We start from the raw sequence: 20,141 nt of genomic DNA on the forward strand, positions 1-20,141 counted from the left end.
ATTAAGATCTGCACTGCAAAACACACATTTTTTACGGATAACATACATTTTTCTCTTTTTCAGTTGATTCTCTCCCGTTCTTATATTATAATGGCACCTATGAAAACACTAAAAAACATATCCTTTAAAAACAGGCTTGCACTGTCATACAGTTTTATTCTGGCCCTGATGCTGATCAGCGCAGCTATTTTTTATCATACATCCTACCATCATTTAAAAAAAGGGCTCCATTCCCAGACAGTCAGCGTACTCTCATCCTCTGTCCGTCAGATGGATGATCTTTTAAAACAGATCCATACTGCCAGCCTGCAGCTTTCTTCCAGTTCTTCTTTTAAAGCCCTGGCAGATTCTGAGAATATGGAAACGGAATCCTTTTCTTACTCCGCATGGAGGGTTCAAGAGCAGCTTAAACTGATTCTCCCTTCAAAGGAGCTGAATACAGGCGGACAGCTGTTTATCTATCTGAAAAACAGCGGATATATCTTATCCTCCAACTTCTTTTCCGAACTGGAGCTTGCCAGAAAGCATGATTCCCGCTACACATTTTCCGTCGACTTAATGTCCCCGTCTGCATGGAGAACATTTATTCCGGTCAATGAAGGAGATAGCTTTCTCTATATCTGCCCTGTAAGCAGCTCTCTTATTTCCATAAATGGAACGGTAAACAGCGTCCTCTGCTTTATGGTTGATCGAAACAGCATGGAACGCCTTTTTCCTGAAATCCGCCTGTCAGACGACTATCAGATCTGTGCATTGGATAAAGATGGCAGCCCTTGTTTTTCCATCCGCGGCTCTGCCTCTCCTGAGATTGACCTGCAGCTTCTTTTCGGTCTTTCCTATTCGGATAAAACGGCTGATTTTAAAGACAAGGGGCGTTCCATAAGCGCAGTACAGACAGTATCGGACTATAACGGCTGGAACTGGTATCTCATTCAGCCCTCTTCTACCCTTTATTATTCTGCTGAAAACTACCAGCGGCTTTCGATTGTACTGATCATTCTGACCGTACTGTTAGAAAGTGGCTTTATCGTCCTTTTAACGGCTTATAACAGCAGATCCGTTGCCGATCTGAGCAGTGAACTGGAAAATCAGCATCATCTGGCTTCTGCCCTGACTACTATGGTAGAACAGGCAAAGCCTCTTGTATCGGAATCCTATATCCGTAAAGTGATGGAGGGTAATATTACAACGAATGAACAGATGGAGCGGATCACCTCTGAACTGGGCTTAAAACGGGAAGGATGCCGCTATCAGGTTCTTTATATAGGGGCAGCTCCCCGCCATGCCCATAACCTGGATGCAGAAGCCCTAAAGCTGTGTATTGAAAACCATGATATCCTGGTACAGGAAGCGCTGAAGCGCTACTTTCCCGACACCGGACATATCTATAAACCCGGCGATGCTGCCTTTGCCTGTTTAATTGCCGTTCCCTCCGCTCGTTCGGACAATGAAAATACCGAACAGAATATACAGATATTCCGTTCGGTCCATCAGGAGCTTTTAAAGCTTTATGATATTGAGATCAGGGGCGGTCTGGGAAATATCTGTGAAGTAGTTCCCTATATCTGGAAATCATACCAGGAAGCCCACAACGCATGGTCCATGACTACCGATCAGCGCTGTATCATCAGCAGCCTGCGTCTTGATTCCTCCACCGATACATACTATTTTCCTGAAAGTCTTGCCGTACAGCTAAGCGGCTTTATTTCTACCGGAAGCAGTTCTCAGACAGAAGCTCTTTTTTCCTGTTTAAAGGAAGAAAACCTGGAGAAACGCACCCTTTCCTTTACACAGCTTCGCTGGCTTGTTTCCGATATAAGAACGGTTCTTTTCAGAAAACGCCTGTCTGTTGACCCATCCTTAACAGATGCTCCGGAACGAAAGGAGCTGTTGGATCTGATCGACCGTCAGTTTGAAAATGAGATCAGCCTGGATTCCCTGCAGTCCATCGCACTGCAGCTGTGCAGCTTTTATGGCTCTTGCGGCGACTCCAATGAACTGATCCAGAAAATCCAGAATTATCTGAATCGTAATTATATGGACTCCTCCTTATCTCTTTCTAAAATCTCTGAGGAATTCCATATTTCGGAAAATTACTTCAGCTTTCTTTTTAAAAAAGAAGTTTCTGAAAATTTTTCCGTATATCTGGAAAAACTGCGGATGGCAAAGGCAAAGGAACTGGTACTGGAATCCTCGATTTCCATTTCTGAGCTGTACCAGTATACGGGCTACAACAATGCGGCTTCCTTCCGCCGGGCATTTAAGAAAAAATTCGGCGTATCACCAAAAGAAATGCGTGAAAAAGCAGCCTCCGGTCTATAAAGCGCCCTTTCCCAAAAACTCTGCTCTTTCTCCCAGCTCTTCTTCAATCCTTAAAAGACGGTTGTATTTTGCCACCCGTTCGCTCCGGCTGGGAGCCCCTGTTTTGATCTGTCCCGTATTCAGGGCAACTGCCAGATCGGCGATCGCTGTATCCTCCGTTTCTCCGGAGCGGTGGGAAATAACCGCCGTGTACCCGGACCGGCGGGCCAGCCGGACCGCTTCCAGCGTTTCTGAAATCGTTCCGATCTGATTGGGCTTGATCAAAATGGAATTACCGCATCCCCATCCAATACCCTTTTTCAGCCGCTTTGTATTGGTAACAAAAAGATCATCGCCTACCAGCTGGATCCTGTTTCCCAGTTCCTTTGTCATATACTTCCATCCTTCCCAGTCCTCTTCATCAAGACCATCCTCAATGGAATATATGGGATACGTTTCACACAATTTCTTCCAATGCTCTGTCAGCTCTGAAGAGGTAAACTTTTTTCCGCACTTGGGAAGAATATATTCTCCCATCCTTTCCCCTTTCCATTCGCTGGACGCCGCATCCAAAGCAAGCACAAAATCCCTTCCCGGCTCGTATCCGGCCCGTTTTACCGCCTCTAAAATACAGAGGATTGCTTCCTCATCGCTTTCAAGATCCGGAGCAAATCCCCCTTCGTCGCCTACAGCAGTAGCCAGCCCCTTTTCTCTTAAGAATGCGGCTAAGGCATGAAACACCTCCGCGCACCAGCGCAGTCCTTCCCTGAAGCTTTCTGCTCCTGCGGGCATGATCATAAATTCCTGTACGTCAACCGTATTTGCCGCATGGGCTCCTCCGTTTATAATATTCATCATGGGAAGCGGCATGCAGCCCGCATTGACGCCTCCCAGAAAACGGTACAGCGGAAGTCCCAGGGCATTGGCCGCTGCCGCTGCACTGGCCATAGATACCGCCAAAATGGCATTGGCTCCCAGCTTTGACCGGTCTGCTGTGCCGTCTGCCTTGATCATGGCATGATCCACCTCATAAATATTACAGGGATCCATCCCCCGCAATATTGCATGGATATCTGTACGGATATGTTCTGCTGCCTTTAAAACACCTTTTCCGCCAAATCGGTCCAGATCGTGATCCCGCAGCTCCAATGCTTCAAATTCTCCGGTGGAAGCGCCGCTGGGAGCTGTTCCCCGGCCCATAGTCCCGTCTGTCAGATGGACCTCTGCTTCTACCGTAGGATTTCCCCTGGAATCCAGAATTTCTCTTCCTGTAACAGATGCGATTTCCAAACGTTTCATATTCCTTTTCCTTTCCCACAGTCAATTTACCATTTAAAAAATTCCCATCATCCCGCCGATCCAGTACACGGCTCCTAACGCCCAGCTTGCAAGAACCCCGTAGAGGATCACTGGGCCTGCAATGGTAAAAATCTTGCATCCCACGCCAAATACTTCTCCCTCTGCGTGAAACTCAATAGCCGGGGCCGCCACAGAATTGGCAAATCCGGTGATGGGAACAAGAGCGCCGGCTCCTCCAAAGGTTACCAGTTTGGGATAAATATTAAAGCCTGTGAGGAGAACACTGAGAAGGATCAGTGTCAGAGAGGTCCAGGCTCCTGCCGCTTCCTGCTCCAATCCCCGGCTGTTCATCAGCCAGTTATTTATAAACTGGCCCAAGGTGCAGATCAGGCCACCCGTAAGAAAGGCTTTTCCCAGAGTCGGCCAGAACGCATGAACCGGGGTGATGCGCTTTACATATTCCTCATATTTCTTTTTATCAATTTCCATAATGACTTCCTCCTCAGCTAAACGGCCAGTCCCTTCCAGAAATAAATCCAGGCCCCGGCAAACTTCCCTGCAGCAATGCCCAGTATCAGATACTGCAGCCCTGCCGCCAGACCGATCCTGCGGCTCATGGCAGGAAGAGCCTTCAAAGTCTCTGCTAATGACATAGCCAGACAGCCGACAAAAACGCCGATGGAAAGGCCTGCTGCCGTTAAAAAAAGCGTTCCGGGGCCTTTGCCCAGTATCATGGGGATTTCATAAATGTCTGCTGCATTTCCCAAAATCCCTCCTGCTATAATCCATTTTTCATACAGACGCGCCTTTTTCCCGGTGTTTGTCCGCCCCATAAGACGGACAAACACACCGATCATAGCTAAAAAGGCATATACACCTGCAGCGATCACGCCTCCTGCACAGATCCCAAAAAAGATAAGGAACGCATATTTAAGAAATGTCAATCTTTTTCTCCTTCCTCTGTGCATTATCAATGAGGGTTTTACTGATGTTTTCCTCGTAAAGCCGCATTTCTACCTCCAGAGGAGTCGGATCTGTATTCACCTTGCCGGCAGAAATATGGTTAAAGAACACCATGATCCCAAGAGACAGCCCCACACAATAGCTTGCCTCCAGCACAGTAAAGCCCGCTGCCTCATACCCCATCACCAGACGATAGATCTCATGAAATACGCTGGTGACGCTCACATCATTATTAAATGTCATAATAGCAAAGGCCGCTCCAAAAAAACTGATCAGGCAGATACAGGCTGTCTTACACCACTGCCGTCCATAGGCAGGAGGAGCGGCCGGCTTGTAGGCAATGATAAAGTCTGTCTTTCCCATATGCTCCACTTCAATCCCCGGATCCAGAGCCTCCAGCTTTTTGGTCACATCCAGAGCGCTCATCACATACCGATGGGCTTCATCTGAGCGCACGGTCATGATCCTGCATACGCTGCATTTATTCTGTATATTCTGATCCCGGCAGTAGACCTGGGCAACATCCTTTAAAAGAATATCTTTGTGGGTCAGTTCCGTAATCTCATCCAGCTTTACATAAACCGTATGGGTCATATTCATACCCCCTGACATTTTTGAATATAAACCATCACTCCCTCGTTCTCGTATCCTTTGTCTCTGATCCCCCAGACTGCATACCACGCAAAAACGCCCAAAAGAATCGCTGCTGCTGCCAGAATGCCGATGATCCACTTATATTTTCCTGATTTCATGCGTCTCACATCCTTTCCGGTTTTGATGCATCATCAGCGGACAAGGATGATTTCGTCTGCCTTTATCCGCTGATGGTAGTATGGGTTTTTTTATCGTTTCTATTCAACTATTTTTCAGCTGCTTCCCTCCTCATAGCGTTTCCGCATCTCCTTTAAGATCCGTTTTTCCAGACGAGAAACCTGTACCTGAGAAATGTTAAGCGCCTTTGCTACCTGAGTCTGAGTCTGGCTGTAAAAATACCTTCTCAATATGATTTCTCTGTGCTGGTCTGTGAGTCCTTCCATCAGTTCCTTTAAAACAAGATGGTTTAACAGTTCTTCGTGGCTGTCATGCTCCTCCTCCAGCCGGTCCATCAAAAGCAGTTCCTTGTCACCGCTGTTTCCCAATGGCTTATAGAGGGATTCCACCTCTGCCGCCGCCTCCAGGGACGCTGCTATCTCCTCACGGCTGGCCCCTGTTTTCTCTGCAATCTCTTCAATGGTAGGCTCCCGTCCCAGTATTTTAGTCAGCTCTTCTGCGGCATTTCTGGCCTTAAAGCCCAGCTCCTTAACGGAACGGCTTACCTTTATCATTCCGTCATCTCTCATAAAACGCCGGATTTCTCCTGCGATCATAGGGATAATGTATTATAGTGGAAATTATGAAATTTCCTTTATCCAATAGGGTAATTATCTTGAATAAGATATATGAAATTTTACACGCAAGAAGATGTATCCCCTTGCGATGTATTAACTATAGAAATGTATTTTACTGTCGTGTCAAAAGATCATTATACTCGATTTCAACATAATCATTCGATATTTTGATCTTCTTGATATATTCACGTACAGTCTTTTGTCTTTCATTGAAAGACATGAACTCCCAGCTGTCAGCAACACTTTTGAATGCTTTCGCTCTTGCTGCCATATCTTTAGCTCTTGTGTTCTTTAAGGTGTACTGTTCAATCTGTGTATTCAGATTTTCCAGTTCCTTGTTAATCTCACCAATCGTCTCCAACAGGACATTGTTATTGGTATCAGATGCATATAAATTATACAAAGATTTCAGCTTTCCTTCAAGAACTGTTTTTCTCTGGTTCATAGCTTCAAATCCCTTTTGATTTTGCTGTTCTGATTTTCCCTCAATTATTTCATATTCTTTTGATAATTTCAGCATATCATTAACAACAACTTCTTCAACTTCAGCTGCATCTAACTTTCCATTCTGACAATTAGGATTCTTAACCAGGTGCGGCTTGCTATGATCTAGTGAATAACAATAAATCATCACTCTTCCGCCACTCCATTTTTGATAACGCATCTTCGCACCACATAATCCACAATATATTAAACCTGTTAGTAAATACTGTGATTTATGAGAAGTTGCTCTTGTTCTTGTTTTTCGCAATTCCTGAACTTCATCGAATAATTTTTTATCAACTATCGGTTCGTGAAGACCATCAACGATTTCCTTATTATATTTAAGCTTTCCAATGTATGTCACCCTGGATAACATATCGGACACTTGCTTGTCTCCTTTTAAATCAAACATCTTTGCCAGTGCATACGTGGAATAACCTTCCTTATACAATGCAAAAATCTTTCTGACTGTTTCTGCATCTTTATTTGGTACAAGAACATCATCGCCATTATTATAATCATAACCAAACGGTGGTTTCGTACCACGCCATTTTCCAGTTTTGATTCTCTCTGTAATTCCCATCTGTGTACGTTCACGAATATTTTCTCGTTCATACTGAGCAAATACAGATAAAATACCTACCATAGCTTTTCCATATGGTGTTGTTGTATCAAAATTTTCATTTAATGAAATGAATCCAACACCATTTGCTTCAAACACATCTTCCAGAAGATAAATCGTATCTTTCTGACTTCTGGACAAACGGTCAAGTTTAACAACTACAACAGATTCAACTTTGCCTTCTTGAATTTCTTTAATAAGACGTTTCATCTCCGGTCGGTTCAGATTACTTCCCGAATAACCACCGTCAATGTACAGATCATAATTATCAATCTCCTGGTAATTACAATACTTTTCAAGTTTCTCTGTCTGAGCACCTACTGAATATCCTTCTTCAAACTGAACATTTGTAGAAACTCTGATATATAATCCTGTTTTTTTATTATTTGAGGTATTCTTTCCGATTCTTATGTTTCTCACCTCTCTCTTTCCTCCTCTCAAGTACAATATACCATCCTTCAGAAATAATTTCAACCTATTTTATACTTTAATGTAAGTTATATGAAATTTCTTTTTCAGATGCATCGACTTTAATATTATCAACTGCTCCCATCTCTTTATTCATCTGATATAATATCTGACGAACCACTGGGGAATCCAATCTGAATCTTTCTAAATCTTTATCTTCGATTACATTACCATTTGCGTCATATCTTCTTACAATTTTTAATGCCATCGCAATCCCTCCCTTTATAAATCATATTCAATCGTCTCTAAAAAATCACAAGAACCGCTCGTCCTGTATTGTCATTCTTTTGTGTTATCAACATTTAACGACGTCATTTTCTGATGAATTGTCGAAAGCGGAAATATCAGTTCCCTCTTTCGTTCATTCCCATCTGAATCCGTACTGCTTTCAGTACCCGATCCAGGCTCCACTTGTTCACTCTTCCGCATTTCTCAATAATACATTTCGTAGAAATGCTCATAACCTGTTCAGCCAGTGCCAAACTTCCTTTTCGTATTCCCGTCATATCATATTTACTGATAAATACATGTGTTGGCAAATACCGTTTCTTATATATTCTTGATGTCAGCGGAACTACCGTTATGACTGAACTGTATGTATTGGCTTTATTATTGCTCACTACGATCACCGGTCTTACACCACCCTGAACAGATGTTGTAGGAAACATACCGAGATCTGCCCATAAAATATCTCCTCTGCGGATTGTCATTTGTCCTCTCTCCAATCTATTATTTCTATTTGTAAAGCATCCATAGCGCTATATTGGCTCCACAGGAATACGGCAGAGTTTCTTTCCCATAAGGAAAGCTCTGCCGCATAACCTCTATAGCCAATTTGATTATTAAACAGTGCTCGCTCGATTCTATTTATCCTCGATACCCCGAATCGTTACTCCCGCATATGCAAGAAGGGAATAATAACCTGCCCGAATGCATACTCCAGACCACAACCCGAAAACTCTCGTTTCCAGGCTCCAGCAGTTCATAGGTTTACCAGTTACAGACTTCTCAGGATCTGCAAGTGTATCGCATCTCATACATATCATCGCATCACCAGCCTGCCAGCTGGCTTCGGTCAGTGCTTTTTCGCAGCATTACAGACTGAGCTAAAAATCTTGGTTTTGTCTTATAATCCTATAGCGGCATCTTCCTCGTGCTCTCTGCATGAAATGTCACGTCAGTTATTATTGGATATTCAGTTATCATGGTTCATTTTAGGAAGTCCTTTAACTTCCTCTAATTACTAAAGTCAAATGACTTTGGCAGATGCAAAAGATTTTGAAAAATTTTTTAAAAAAATTTATTCATATACATTTCACGCATCTTATTAAGAGTGGATTTCAGCTTGTATGACAGCATCTGTCTGGAAATCCCCATAATCTCCGCCATCTGTGTCTGTGTCTTGTTTTCAAAGAAAATGCCATAAATAATCATGCGTTCCTCTGAGTTCAGCTGATTGATCACTTTGTGAATATCCTGCTGTTCCATTTTTGTCAGTACACAGTGCTCCACATCACAGTTCAGATCTGGAAAATCCTCAATCATAAAGCCTTCTCCATCAATGGACTGACCGCTGTAAGGTACTTCTCTCAGCATCTTATCCACAACCTCACCCAGTTCATTCTTAATCTCAACTTTTTTTGCCTTGCTGCTTCTGTAAAAATTATTCATCGCATACGCAACTTCTTTTGTAATCTCGATCATTTCTCCATCAATATTTGCGTAATACTTTCCTTCGTAAAAATATGGGTGTTCAATATACATATCCGTTCCTCCTGAATTTGAAATCTTGTTGCTCGTTTCAAATCCAGAAGGCGGACCTCTGTTTAGGATCATGCCTGCTCCGCCTTTATCCTGCCGGGATACGCCCGCAGTTATTGGCTGAGAAATTCAGGCACGAAAAAAAGCCCCAGTAGTTTTTTCTTAACTACTGAGGCTTTCGTCTCTTTCTTGTATTCAGTTATCTATGCCTTCTTTCATCAGCATAATCATTGTATCAGGATAAAGTTCACAAAATATCCGCAATACATTCCCATAAGTTCATCTCATTATTAGAATCGTACATATTTCAGTATAAAAAGTTCACCGTGTTATTCTTCTACTTCTTTTCCATCTATATATAGTTGAAATTTATCAGGATTATTGACTACATCATAGTCCTTTCCGTATTCTACAGGTCTATATTCGGCTGTCATTACCGATTCCCCATCTTCAATATCCTCTTTCCATAAATAGATGTTCATATCAAGGCTCGTCGCATATCCCCTGTCTGTGGAGAATTTTGTAGAATAAAATGAATCATCCTTGTACATCTGCAAAAGTTCTCTTGCAAAAGCTTCTTTATCCTCGATATGTCCCCGGTTAGCAACCACGGTAATATTTTCATCTCGATTTACGGAAAATGTTCCAACTACATCCGGTTCGCCTTCCTTATGACCAGATTCAGATTTCCCATAAATACTTCCTGCAGCAATTATCAAGATCACTGCTCCTGAAATCAATGCAATTATCTTTTTCTTCATATTTTTATTTTCCTTTTAGTTTTTTTACTGCGTAATTGATTACTTCTTCCGGTGTAGGTCTTTCTCCTTTAAGTGTCATTTTCTTCCATTCTTCCTGCACAGCCGGATCAGGATTATCAAATCCTGCATCTATGGCTATCTGCATTTCTCTGCGTACTTCTTCTGGTGTTGTGTTGTACTTTTCTGCAATCTTCTCATAAATAGTTTTCTCTCTCATTCATTTTCCTCCGATATATAACTGGAATTACGTCTTGTTCTATAGAACCAATTTAGCATATTTCTATTATCATGAAAAGACACTTTACCACTTAAATCTGAATAAATGGTCAAAAAAAGAAGAGCTACTTGCTCTTCCCAATTTGTCATATTACTCTTCCAATAATGTATGAATTACTTTGATGATTTTTTTCTGCTCTTTGATCGGAAGTTTTTCTATTTTCTCTGTCAACTCATTGGTAACACCTGTGACTGAATGTGCCACAACATCAATCAAAAGCGTATCTGCCGAAACATCTAATGCATTTGCAATTGCAACAAAGGTATCCAATTTTGTAACTTTCAAGCCTCTCTCTATTACACTCACATGCGTCGGACTCAAATTTACTAATGCAGCCAGTTCCTCTTGCGTGAGATTTTTTGCTTCTCGTGCTGATTTGATTCGCTGTCCAACTGCTTTCAAATCCATCGTAACACCTCCTCCAGAACGAATAATCGTTCTGAATTTAGTATACTTGTGGATATCTTAAATATACAGAATCGCAAAACCAAGTTCTAATTCTACGGAACTATATCCAAAGTTTTTCTTTGCATTTTCGTAAAAAAGCGTTATGATTGAATCAGTTAAATCAAAGGAGGTATCAAATCATGAAATCACATAAATACTGGTCCTTAGGCGCACTTTTCTGTATGTTGGGATGCATTTATTCTGGAATCAAAAAATCTATGACTGCACATAAATACTTTGCCTATTCTTCATTGCTTTGTATGGGCATGTCCATTTATTCCGGTCACAAACTGGTTTCTCCAAAGAAGAAAAAAATCACTAAATCAAATAATAGTGAGAATAGTTAAATAAAAAATTGACCTTTATTCATCAAAGACAAAGTTGCTGGAGAATATTTTTTCTCTCCAGCAACTTTCTTTATCTTTAAGCCATTGAAATACAATACTGTCCAATCAGCTTCATCCAACTATTATATTTATTCTTTTCACACACCTTTCGGCAAATTTCATTTTCCATCAATACACAGAACATCTTATCATAATCAAATGCCCAAACAGCACCATTCACATGGTTTTCCACTGCTTTCTGATCTATGCTCTTTAAGCGTGTGACCATTTTTTCAATTTCTCTATTTCCCAAGTTACCGATATTTTTACAGATAAACCGAAAGAAATTCAACGTTGCATATTCGTCATGCCAATGGAACTCTTCTGGATTGTTTTTAATTTTACTGGCTCGCTGCTGTTCTTTGATTATCTGATTAGCTACACCTTTCATCGAATCTTCGTATCTCATATTACTCACCTACTCTTCCTCAACGCCCAGTGATGGTTTAAATCTTTTATCCTTTGCCTGCGGTACCACGATCTCATAAAAATAAAATCCTAAATACCCAAGTGCCTGCTTCTTCATTTTATAAAAAGAAGTCCTGCCTATTCCTAACTCCTGTTGTACTTCCACATCTGTCTTATTATAATGACTGCAAAAACAGGAATGAAGGATTTCACTGAGCATCACACCATTTGGTGCATAGAACTTCACCAAAGTCATTCCCCGATAGATCATGTCCGACAATCCATAAATAATCATCAGATTATTCATCTCCCGGTGCATCTTTGGCACATTCAGCTGGTTGTTATAAATGCTCAGATAACTCAATGCATATGCCATATCTTCATTGATTTTCTCCTGGCATTCCATATCCAGTTCTTCTAACACAATCTGATTTTCCAAAATCAATTTCTGATAGCTTGTCATCAATTCTTTAATATCAGTATAATGTCTTTCGATTGTAACTTCCAGATAATCCTGTGCATGACTTGCCATCTGGAAGGTAATTTCTTTCATTGATTTAATTGCATAATCTCTGTCTGTCATCAGTTTCAAAATCTCCTTATCATCATCACACTAACTGGCGGTCTTTCAGCCCAGTTCGCTTTCCCCATGATTTTGATGGGAAGCAATTACTTACTACAACTTGCAGAATCGGATATCCAAAAGGCATTGTGGGAGCTGCCTTTGCTGACCGGAATCCATCTTCTTATGTAAAACCTGCAGGAATATAAAGGGAAAGTGACTATCCCTGCCGGTTAATAATCCAAATAATATCGTCTATACCAATCTCTCCTTATGCTGTTTTTCTCTCCATAAACCATTTATCCACTTCATAAAACAAGTGGCTTTCCTGCCCCTGTATCATACAGGTGTACATCATTCCTACACCGCCTGCCTTTCTGCTGGCGCATCGCTCGATTTTCAAAATTCTGTCGATGCTATACTTTCTTCCATCCTCCCATGTAAAAAATATGGGAACCAGCTGCCCGTCTTTCCGAAACTCTGCCACTACATCTACATATACTTTGTTCATGCCGACACCTCACTATAAAATCTCGATTGCTCTTGGTGATGCCGGGATTCTGCGGATATATCCATTTTGCTCCAACTGCTTGATTCTGAAAAAAGCAGATGATGTTGATTTCACCCCGATCAACTCTCCAAATTCCCGGACTGTCGGCGGGTATCCATGCTCCTTCGTATAATTCAAAATACATTGATAACTTTCTTTCTGTTTTCTGGTTAATGCTTTTTTCAAATCTATCCCTCCAATTACCCATGAAAATAACTGTGTGGATGGATCGTGTGCGTACCAGCGTCTAAGTGGGATAAGACTTTATCCTGATACATTGCCGCTCGCTGTATACTGAAATAACCAAACCGTCGTCTGATCTCATCTACAGTACGATCCAGCTTCTCTAACTTTTCCTTTTTCTCCTGATTTCCAAATAAATCCAACTGCACGGGAATATCATCTAACACAAGATCCGCAGCTCGGATTCCCAGGCTTCTAATGGGATGTTCCCATTTATAATTATCTTTAAATAGCTGAAATGCTGCAGTTACAATCTCGTTTGTAATATTCGTTGGCTGTCGTAAATGTATCTGTCTGGAAAAACTATACAATCCATTATCTCGAACTGTAATTTCTACTGTTTTGCATTTAAATCCATGTTTCCGCAATCGTGCAGCTACACTTTCTGCCAATGCTATTTGAATGATCCAGACATCCAGATCATTTTCCAGATCTCTCGATGTTGTAGTGCTATTACCTATCGACTTTACTGGAGCTTCATACCCTTCCTTGCAAACCGGATCTTCATCCCAGCCATTTGCGAAAGCCCATAATACATTTCCTATTTTTCCAAAATGGCTCTCTAACAACTTTTCGTCTGATTCCGCAAGTTGCCCGATTGTCCGGATTCCAAGTTTTTGCAATTTCTTATTTGTCTGTCTTCCGACATAAAGCAAATCTGACGCAGGAAGATGCCATATCCTGTCTTTATAATTTTCTCGATTAAACTCTGTGATTGCATCCGGCTTTTTATAATCCGAGCCGAGTTTCGCATAAATCTTATTCCAGGAAATTCCAATACTCACTGTTACTCCAAGTTCGTATTTAATCCGATGGCTGATTTCTCTCGCAATTGTCATTCCGCTTCCTTTCAGATTTCCACTGCCTGATACATCCAGCCAGGCTTCATCAATTCCATATGGCTCAATTTTGTCTGTATACTCTGAATAGATTTCTCTTGCCATTTGTGAAAATCGCAAATATAAATCCATCCGTGGCGGTACAAAAATAATTTCCGGGCAAACCTGTTTCGCCTGCCATAATGCCATTCCGGTTTTTACTCCTTTTTTCTTGGCGATATAATTTGCTGTCAGTACAATTCCATGCCGGGCTTCCGGATCGCCACCTACTGCCAGAGGCATTCCGGCAAATTCCGGATGATGTAGCATTTCTACACTGGCGTAAAAACAGTTCATATCACTATGCAGGATCACACGCTCACTCAAACTTTTCACCTCCCAGCTGTTTCCTTCAACATAATGTCTTATCAATTTCTGTATGTTTAGTATATATCGACATTCCGGAGATAGTCAAGTGACATATTGGTTGCATTTTCTCCATTTCGGAGATTATTGTTGATTTTATTTCTAACATACGGTATAATGCATATAGAAAATTCAAATAGAAATGAGGCGAACAAATGCGTGATTTCGGGGAAATATTAGCAGAAAATAGAAAAAAGAAAGGATACTCTCAATCAGATCTGGTAGACCTGCTTTCTCAAGAAGGTATTCAGGTCACTACAAAAGCAATCTCCAAATGGGAGACCAATGCACGAGAACCAGCTTTACATGTTTTCCTGACACTTTGCCAGTTACTTGATATCGAAGATATATATGAATCCTTCTTTGGAGAAAACCCATATAACATTATGAGTGGATTAAATGAAGAAGGCAGAAATAAATTGATTGAATTTGCTGATATTTTGAAAGCTTCTAAAAAGTTTTCTCCACTGTCTGCAAAGATTATCCCATTCCATCATCCTGTAGAAATTACCTGGGAACCAGTTTCTGCTGGTACTGGGAATTACCTGGAAGATTCTGTAAAAGAAACTTATGATGTAGGACACCTTGCTCCTGAGCAGACTGACTTTGGTGTACGGATCTCCGGTGACAGTATGGAGCCACTTTATCATACAGGCGATGTCGCATGGATTCAGAAAAAAGATTCTCTTGCTAATGGTGAAATTGGAATCTTCTATCTCAACGGCAATACTTACATCAAGGAATTACACGATGAGCCAGATGGTGTTTATCTGATTTCTTTAAATCAAAAATATCGTCCTATCCAGGTTTTGGAATCTGACTCTTTTAAGATTTTTGGAAAAGTAATCGGGAAATGCAAAGGTGCAGAAATTCCGGGATTCCATTAGATTTCAACAGCAGGTTCACAATTCTGCTGATAACAATAAGCAAAGGAAGTGATTGAATGGCAATCAATAATACACTAAAAGATATTCGTGAAGAACGGAATCTCATTCAAGCAGATTTGGCTGAAGCCATAGGTTCCTGCAGTCAGACTATAGGCCGCATCGAACGTGGAGAACGTAATCCCTCTCTTGAGATTGCAATCCGGCTGGCACATTACCTGAAAGTGCCTGTAGAAGATATTTTTCAAGTTGAAGACTGAAGCATAACAGCCAGAAAACCGAGGAGTAAAATCCCCGGTTTTCCTTTTGCTCAAAAATTAGTGTACTCCTTTTACAAAGTCCACTGCGTTTTTCATATCTTCTTCATTCGGATGTCCTTTTGCAATACCTCCAACCAGTTTAAATGGTCCGAATGTGTCATACCCTTTACAGCCAAATTTTCCAACCACACTGGCATGTTTTTTATCCAAAATCTGCTCTATGGATTTATAATTCGCACTTCCACCATAAGTACAGATCAGAAATATCTTTTTGTCGTTCGGTAAATTCTTCTCTGCAAATTCCAATATCGACTGATGAAACTTTGAAAAATAGATTCCTGATGCAAACCCAATCATATCATAACTGCTCAGATCTGCATCTGGCTGTATCACAGCATCAATCAAATCCACCTGACATTCTTCTGCGATCCTCTTTGCTAATTTTTCTGTATTTCCATGATGCACAGATGCGTATACTATCGCTGTTCTCATTTTTCTTCCTTTCTGTCTGTTCCGTCAATCAGGTCATAGCTCATATCTAAAAAGTCCAATGTCTTTGCTTCACTGACTGAACCATCCAGTAAAATCGTGATCCAGTGCTGCTTATTCATATGATATCCTGGTAAAAATCCATAAGTCTGAATAATCATGCTGGTCATTTCTGGATCGCACTTTACGTCCATGATGTCAACCAGCTCATTTCCCTCTAATCCCAACTTAGATTTCTCAACTGTCATGAATACTGCATACCATTTTCCATTTTTATGACGAAGTACCGCACTGTCTGGCGATTTACTCCATAAATATTCCGGAACTGTACCGTACTGTTTCTGCACGTATTCAAAGATTTCTTCCGTCTTCACAATCTTTTCAACTCCTGATTCTTCTGATATCCTGTCCATAATCATACCACATTTTCGTATGTCATACTACATGCCAAATTCTTTTGCATTTCTCTTATTCTTCTGACTTTAGCTAATAGAGGGGTAAAACAGCAAGGACAGGAAGTGAGGATACACTTCCGAAAAATCCCAATTCAGGGTACCCTGCCCTAAATTGAAAAAACGCTGAAAGCAACGATACTACTGCCCTCTCAGAAAGGAGAACCCACCAATGGCTGAAAGAAAGCGAAACAAAGAAATCCATTTTTATGTCACAGAAGAAGAGCGGAAGCTTATCCGCAGAAAGATGATTGAATCAAAGACCAAAAACATGGGAGCTTATCTTCGTAAAATGGCAATCGACGGTTACATCGTCAACACCGACACTACTCCGCTGAAGAAACAGTATGAGGAAATGCACAAGATTGGCGTAAATATCAATCAGATTGCAAAAAAGGTAAATACCACCGGAGATCTATACCCGGAGGAAATGAAAGAATTGAAAGAGATGGTGAAAGAACTATGGCGTATCTTAAGATCTTCCCAATTAAAGTAACAGACAAGAAAGCTCTGGACTACATCACGAATCCAGATAAAACAGATGAAAAACTGTTAGTTTCCAGTTTTGGCTGTTCCCCGGAAACTGCAGATCTTGAATTTTCCATGACTAGAGAAATGACGAAAAAGAATGGAATGGACAAAGGTGATAACCTGGCATTTCATCTGATTCAGTCATTTAAACCTGGAGAAGTTGATGCCGAAACTGCCCATCGCTTAGGACAACAATTTGCAGACGAAGTACTGAAAGGAAAATATGAATACGTGATCAGTACCCATGTTGACAAAAACCACATTCATAACCACATCATCTTTAATGCAGCAAGTTTTGTTGATTATCACAAATATGTTTCCAATAAGCGGAGCTACCATAAAATCTGCCGGATCAGTAATCGTATCTGCCATGAAAATGGACTTGCCACCAGTATGCCAACCGGAGAAAAAGGTAAAAGCTATAAAGAGAACATCGAATATCATCGTGGCACCAGTTGGAAAGCCAAGCTACGTGTTTCAGTTGATAAGGCAATCTGGACTTCCATTAACTATGAGGAATTTCTACAAAAAATGCAGTTAGCCGGATATGAAGTCCGCCAAGGAAAACACCTATCCTTCCGTGCACCAGAGCAGAAGAATTTCACTTATATGAAATCTCTCGGAAGCTATTATTCAGAAGAAAATGTCCGCATCCGCCTGGCTAAAAATCGTAACAAAGTGAAAACTCCAAAGCATCTATCCAGAGAAGCTCGCCTGTATATCAATATCTCCACGTATGTTACAACCGGCAATCGAGAAGGATTTGAACGTTGGGCAAAACTAAATAATCTAAAAGAGACAGCCCGCACCTTCAACTATCTTTCCGAAAATAATCTGCTGAATTATGAAGATTTCCAGCAGCATATTTCTGATGTTGATGCTTCTGTTAAAGCGGCTGAACAGAGAATAATACAAATTAACAGTGAGCTAAGCACACAGAAAATCATTCAAAAGCACTGCGATTCTTACCGACTCTGCCGTAAAGTGATTGAAGATTGCAAATCTGCCAAAAACCCAAAAGTATACCGCACCAAACATCAGGCAGAATACCAGCTCCACGATTCACTAAAAAAAGAGCTTCAGGATCTCGGTATTACCAAAATCCCAAGCTCTAATAAAATCCAGAAGCAGATTGAAAATCTTGAATCTGAACAGACTTCTACTGTTCGGGAAAAACAGGAATTACAGAAAAAGCTGAAAACTCTGGAAATCATTCAGCAGAATTTCACAGCACTGCTCAATGCTCCGGAGATACAAATTCCTGTATCAGGGAAAGAGCCAACTCTTTAAAAAGAAGAGGTACCTATGTAACGGTGCCTCTTCCCTTTCCATCTAATCTGTTTTATTGCTCTACCCTATCACCCTTAATATGCTGGTGGAAGATGTATTCCATGTGGAAGATGATTATCTAATTAACTACATTATTTTCTGTCTAAAATATCCATAAATTCGTCACCTGTAATTGTTTCCTTCTCATACAGGTACATAGCCAGTTCGTCCAGTTTTTCCCTGTTTTCGGAAAGGATTTTTCTTGCTTTTTCATGCTCTGCTTTTACGAGCTGCACGACTTTTTCATCAATTTCCTTCTGGGTATCTGTGGAACAGGAAAGAGACGTATCGCCGCCAAGATACTGGTTGGTCACGGTTTCCATTGCCACCATGTCGAATTCATCTGTCATGCCGTAGCGGGTGATCATCGCTCTTGCAATTTTTGTTGCCTGTTCGATATCATTGGAGGCTCCTGTCGTGATCTCACCAAATACGATCTCCTCTGCCGCACGTCCGCCTGTAAATGTAACAATCTTATTCTCAAGTTCTTTTTTCGTCATCAGATATTTATCACCCTGCTCAACCTGCATAGTGTAGCCGAGTGCACCTGAGGTACGCGGGATGATCGTAATCTTCTGGACCGGTGCTGAATGGCTCTGCAATGCAGCTACCAGAGCGTGTCCTATCTCATGATATGCAACAACCTTCTTCTCCTGATCTGAAAGAACCGCATTCTTCTTCTGATATCCTGCAATAACCACTTCTATACTTTCTTCGAGATCAGATTCATTTACAACGGTCCTTCCACTACGGACAGCACGTAATGCTGCTTCATTTATAATATTGGCAAGCTCCGCACCGGATGCACCGGATGCCATACGTGCAATCGTATGCAGGTCAACATCATCAGATGCTTTTATCTTCTTTGCATGAACCTTTAAAATTGCTTCACGTCCTGCAAGATCCGGCAGTTCAACCGGCACACGCCTGTCAAAACGTCCCGGACGTGTAAGTGCCGGATCTAACGACTCCGGACGGTTCGTTGCAGCAAGAATGATGACACCATTATTTCCTTCAAATCCATCCATCTCTGTAAGAAGCTGATTTAAGGTCTGCTCCCTCTCATCATTTCCGCCCATTTGTCCGTCACGCTTTTTACCAATAGCATCAATTTCATCAATAAACACGATACATGGTGCCTTTTCCTTTGCCTGTCTGAAAAGATCTCGAACCTTGGAAGCTCCCATACCGACAAACATCTCTACGAATTCTGATCCGGACATTGAGAAAAATGGTACATTTGATTCACCCGCAACTGCTTTTGCAAGCATTGTTTTACCAGTTCCCGGAGGTCCTACAAGAAGGACACCTTTTGGCATAGACGCACCTACATCGGTATACTTCTTCGGATTGTGAAGATAATCAACGATCTCTGAAAGGTTTTCTTTCGCCTCATCTTCTCCTGCAACGTCTGAAAAACGGATTCCCTCACTGGATTGCACATAAATCTTCGCATTGCTTTTTCCCATTCCAAAAGCCATCGAATTTTTTCCTCCGGCATGCTCCATCAGTTTCTTCGCCATATAATTTCCCAGTGCGATAAAAAGGATCAATGGCAAAACCCCGGTCAGCAGGAAGCTGATGATCGGTGACATCTGCTTATCGATATCTTTTGCGAATACTGCTCCACATTCATATAGCCTGTCCGTCAGGTTCGGATCGTTCATCAGACCTGTTTTATAAATATTTTTTTGATCTTTATCTGTAAAGATGATCTGATTGTCCTTAACTTCTACTTCACCGATATTCTTCTTCTCGATCATGCTCATAAAAGTTCCATAATCCGTTTCCTTTACCTGATGCTCCATAAGGATTGGTGCGACAACCAGATTAAATACAATCAGCACTATTAACACAATCCCATAATAATATGCCAGTGGTTTTTTCGGTGTTTTAACTTCTTTCATGGTCTTTCCTCCTGTTGTTCTGCGATATGCTTTCTCCGTGCATTTTCGTATTATTTATTCTGCCATCTGACTTCGCCCTTGGACAGAAGCGGATAACAGATCAGCTGATCTGAATCCAGATTTTCC

General features: G+C 41.2%; 26 protein-coding genes and 1 pseudogene. 6 read left to right on the forward strand and 21 right to left on the reverse strand.

Going from position 1 to position 20,141, the window contains the following annotated elements:
- Positions 1-99 precede the first annotated feature (99 nt).
- Entirely contained in the window at positions 100-2,322 is a 2,223-nt protein-coding gene (locus ACZM6M_RS11370; protein ID WP_418762431.1) for a helix-turn-helix domain-containing protein, read from the forward strand.
- Here ACZM6M_RS11370 and eno read toward each other — a convergent pair.
- The 13 genes and pseudogenes from eno to ACZM6M_RS11435 all read right to left on the reverse strand — a co-directional run bounded on the left by eno (position 2,317) and on the right by ACZM6M_RS11435 (position 10,731).
- Complete coding sequence (gene eno, locus ACZM6M_RS11375) at positions 2,317-3,600, reverse strand: phosphopyruvate hydratase (RefSeq protein ID WP_489490438.1); 1,284 nt, start codon at positions 3,598-3,600, stop codon at positions 2,317-2,319. The genes ACZM6M_RS11370 and eno overlap by 6 nt on opposite strands.
- A 33-nt stretch (positions 3,601-3,633) precedes the next feature.
- Positions 3,634-4,089, reverse strand: coding sequence for a SpoVA/SpoVAEb family sporulation membrane protein (locus ACZM6M_RS11380; protein WP_066547763.1), 456 nt, complete (start codon positions 4,087-4,089; stop codon positions 3,634-3,636).
- A 17-nt stretch (positions 4,090-4,106) separates the two neighbouring features.
- Positions 4,107-4,544, reverse strand: a complete 438-nt coding sequence (locus ACZM6M_RS11385) for a stage V sporulation protein AB (RefSeq protein ID WP_242962986.1) — start codon at positions 4,542-4,544, stop codon at positions 4,107-4,109.
- Complete coding sequence (locus tag ACZM6M_RS11390) at positions 4,531-5,157, reverse strand: stage V sporulation protein AA (protein ID WP_066547758.1); 627 nt, start codon at positions 5,155-5,157, stop codon at positions 4,531-4,533. The genes ACZM6M_RS11385 and ACZM6M_RS11390 overlap by 14 nt, the downstream gene beginning before the upstream one ends.
- 2 nt (positions 5,158-5,159) lie before the next feature.
- On the reverse strand, positions 5,160-5,315 hold the full coding sequence (locus ACZM6M_RS11395; protein WP_167544877.1) for a hypothetical protein: 156 nt from the start codon (positions 5,313-5,315) through the stop codon (positions 5,160-5,162).
- Between the two features lie 114 nt (positions 5,316-5,429).
- Positions 5,430-5,942, reverse strand: a pseudogene (locus ACZM6M_RS11400) (sigma-70 family RNA polymerase sigma factor); the annotation flags it as partial.
- Between the two features lie 121 nt (positions 5,943-6,063).
- Complete coding sequence (locus tag ACZM6M_RS11405; protein ID WP_118576035.1) at positions 6,064-7,476, reverse strand: recombinase family protein; 1,413 nt, start codon at positions 7,474-7,476, stop codon at positions 6,064-6,066.
- A gap of 67 nt (positions 7,477-7,543) precedes the next feature.
- A complete protein-coding gene (locus ACZM6M_RS11410) occupies positions 7,544-7,732 on the reverse strand; it encodes a hypothetical protein (protein WP_118576033.1) in 189 nt (62 codons plus the stop codon).
- Between the two features lie 136 nt (positions 7,733-7,868).
- On the reverse strand, positions 7,869-8,234 hold the full coding sequence (locus ACZM6M_RS11415) for a type II toxin-antitoxin system PemK/MazF family toxin (protein WP_118576031.1): 366 nt from the start codon (positions 8,232-8,234) through the stop codon (positions 7,869-7,871).
- A gap of 580 nt (positions 8,235-8,814) precedes the next feature.
- Positions 8,815-9,288 carry a sigma factor-like helix-turn-helix DNA-binding protein gene (locus tag ACZM6M_RS11420; protein WP_172677496.1) on the reverse strand — a complete coding sequence of 158 codons (474 nt, stop codon included), beginning with the start codon at positions 9,286-9,288 and terminating at the stop codon, positions 8,815-8,817.
- A 326-nt stretch (positions 9,289-9,614) separates the two neighbouring features.
- Positions 9,615-10,046, reverse strand: a complete 432-nt coding sequence (locus ACZM6M_RS11425; protein ID WP_118576027.1) for a hypothetical protein — start codon at positions 10,044-10,046, stop codon at positions 9,615-9,617.
- 4 nt (positions 10,047-10,050) lie between these two features.
- Positions 10,051-10,263: a sporulation initiation factor Spo0A C-terminal domain-containing protein gene (locus tag ACZM6M_RS11430; RefSeq protein ID WP_024720749.1), complete on the reverse strand. Its 213-nt coding sequence runs from the start codon at positions 10,261-10,263 to the stop codon at positions 10,051-10,053.
- 150 nt (positions 10,264-10,413) lie between these two features.
- Positions 10,414-10,731 carry a helix-turn-helix domain-containing protein gene (locus tag ACZM6M_RS11435; protein ID WP_008688152.1) on the reverse strand — a complete coding sequence of 106 codons (318 nt, stop codon included), beginning with the start codon at positions 10,729-10,731 and terminating at the stop codon, positions 10,414-10,416.
- Between the two features lie 179 nt (positions 10,732-10,910).
- Here ACZM6M_RS11435 and ACZM6M_RS11440 point away from each other — a divergent pair, with 179 nt between their 5' ends.
- Entirely contained in the window at positions 10,911-11,117 is a 207-nt protein-coding gene (locus ACZM6M_RS11440; protein ID WP_082210884.1) for a DUF6219 family protein, read from the forward strand.
- A 76-nt stretch (positions 11,118-11,193) separates the two neighbouring features.
- On the opposite strand, the gene ACZM6M_RS11445 is transcribed toward ACZM6M_RS11440, so the two are convergent.
- From ACZM6M_RS11445 to dinB, 5 genes are all read right to left on the reverse strand, one after another.
- Positions 11,194-11,565 (reverse strand): hypothetical protein, encoded by a 372-nt coding sequence (locus ACZM6M_RS11445; protein ID WP_118576124.1) that lies wholly within the window; start codon positions 11,563-11,565, stop codon positions 11,194-11,196.
- A 9-nt stretch (positions 11,566-11,574) separates the two neighbouring features.
- Positions 11,575-12,147, reverse strand: coding sequence for an ArpU family phage packaging/lysis transcriptional regulator (locus tag ACZM6M_RS11450; protein ID WP_008688147.1), 573 nt, complete (start codon positions 12,145-12,147; stop codon positions 11,575-11,577).
- 250 nt (positions 12,148-12,397) lie between these two features.
- Positions 12,398-12,637 (reverse strand): hypothetical protein, encoded by a 240-nt coding sequence (locus ACZM6M_RS11455; RefSeq protein ID WP_005344271.1) that lies wholly within the window; start codon positions 12,635-12,637, stop codon positions 12,398-12,400.
- A 12-nt stretch (positions 12,638-12,649) separates the two neighbouring features.
- A complete protein-coding gene (locus tag ACZM6M_RS11460; RefSeq protein ID WP_118576025.1) occupies positions 12,650-12,862 on the reverse strand; it encodes a LexA family protein in 213 nt (70 codons plus the stop codon).
- A 14-nt stretch (positions 12,863-12,876) separates the two neighbouring features.
- Positions 12,877-14,124, reverse strand: a complete 1,248-nt coding sequence (gene dinB, locus ACZM6M_RS11465) for a DNA polymerase IV (RefSeq protein ID WP_489490439.1) — start codon at positions 14,122-14,124, stop codon at positions 12,877-12,879.
- Positions 14,125-14,318: 194 nt separating this feature from the next.
- On the opposite strand from dinB, the gene ACZM6M_RS11470 reads away from it, so the two are divergent.
- On the forward strand, positions 14,319-15,050 hold the full coding sequence (locus ACZM6M_RS11470) for a helix-turn-helix domain-containing protein (RefSeq protein ID WP_008688138.1): 732 nt from the start codon (positions 14,319-14,321) through the stop codon (positions 15,048-15,050).
- A gap of 56 nt (positions 15,051-15,106) precedes the next feature.
- Positions 15,107-15,307, forward strand: coding sequence for a helix-turn-helix transcriptional regulator (locus ACZM6M_RS11475; protein ID WP_005344265.1), 201 nt, complete (start codon positions 15,107-15,109; stop codon positions 15,305-15,307).
- Positions 15,308-15,364: 57 nt separating this feature from the next.
- Here ACZM6M_RS11475 and ACZM6M_RS11480 read toward each other — a convergent pair whose 3' ends face one another.
- Positions 15,365-15,799 carry a flavodoxin family protein gene (locus ACZM6M_RS11480; RefSeq protein ID WP_117502272.1) on the reverse strand — a complete coding sequence of 145 codons (435 nt, stop codon included), beginning with the start codon at positions 15,797-15,799 and terminating at the stop codon, positions 15,365-15,367.
- Positions 15,796-16,170 carry an MmcQ/YjbR family DNA-binding protein gene (locus ACZM6M_RS11485; protein WP_117456472.1) on the reverse strand — a complete coding sequence of 125 codons (375 nt, stop codon included), beginning with the start codon at positions 16,168-16,170 and terminating at the stop codon, positions 15,796-15,798. Before ACZM6M_RS11485 ends, ACZM6M_RS11480 begins: the two co-directional genes overlap by 4 nt.
- Positions 16,171-16,420: 250 nt before the next feature.
- On the opposite strand from ACZM6M_RS11485, the gene ACZM6M_RS11490 reads away from it, so the two are divergent.
- Positions 16,421-16,744: a MobC family plasmid mobilization relaxosome protein gene (locus ACZM6M_RS11490; protein WP_117502270.1), complete on the forward strand. Its 324-nt coding sequence runs from the start codon at positions 16,421-16,423 to the stop codon at positions 16,742-16,744.
- Positions 16,711-18,069, forward strand: coding sequence for a relaxase/mobilization nuclease domain-containing protein (locus ACZM6M_RS11495; protein ID WP_175301090.1), 1,359 nt, complete (start codon positions 16,711-16,713; stop codon positions 18,067-18,069). Before ACZM6M_RS11490 ends, ACZM6M_RS11495 begins: the two co-directional genes overlap by 34 nt.
- A 131-nt stretch (positions 18,070-18,200) precedes the next feature.
- Here the strand turns inward: ACZM6M_RS11495 and ftsH are convergent, their stop codons facing one another.
- The gene (ftsH, locus tag ACZM6M_RS11500; protein WP_117502266.1) at positions 18,201-20,015 is read right to left on the reverse strand and encodes an ATP-dependent zinc metalloprotease FtsH; all 1,815 of its coding nucleotides are present in this window, start codon (positions 20,013-20,015) and stop codon (positions 18,201-18,203) included.
- Positions 20,016-20,141: the final 126 nt, after the last annotated feature.

This window comes from Enterocloster sp. (genome assembly GCF_057861365.1).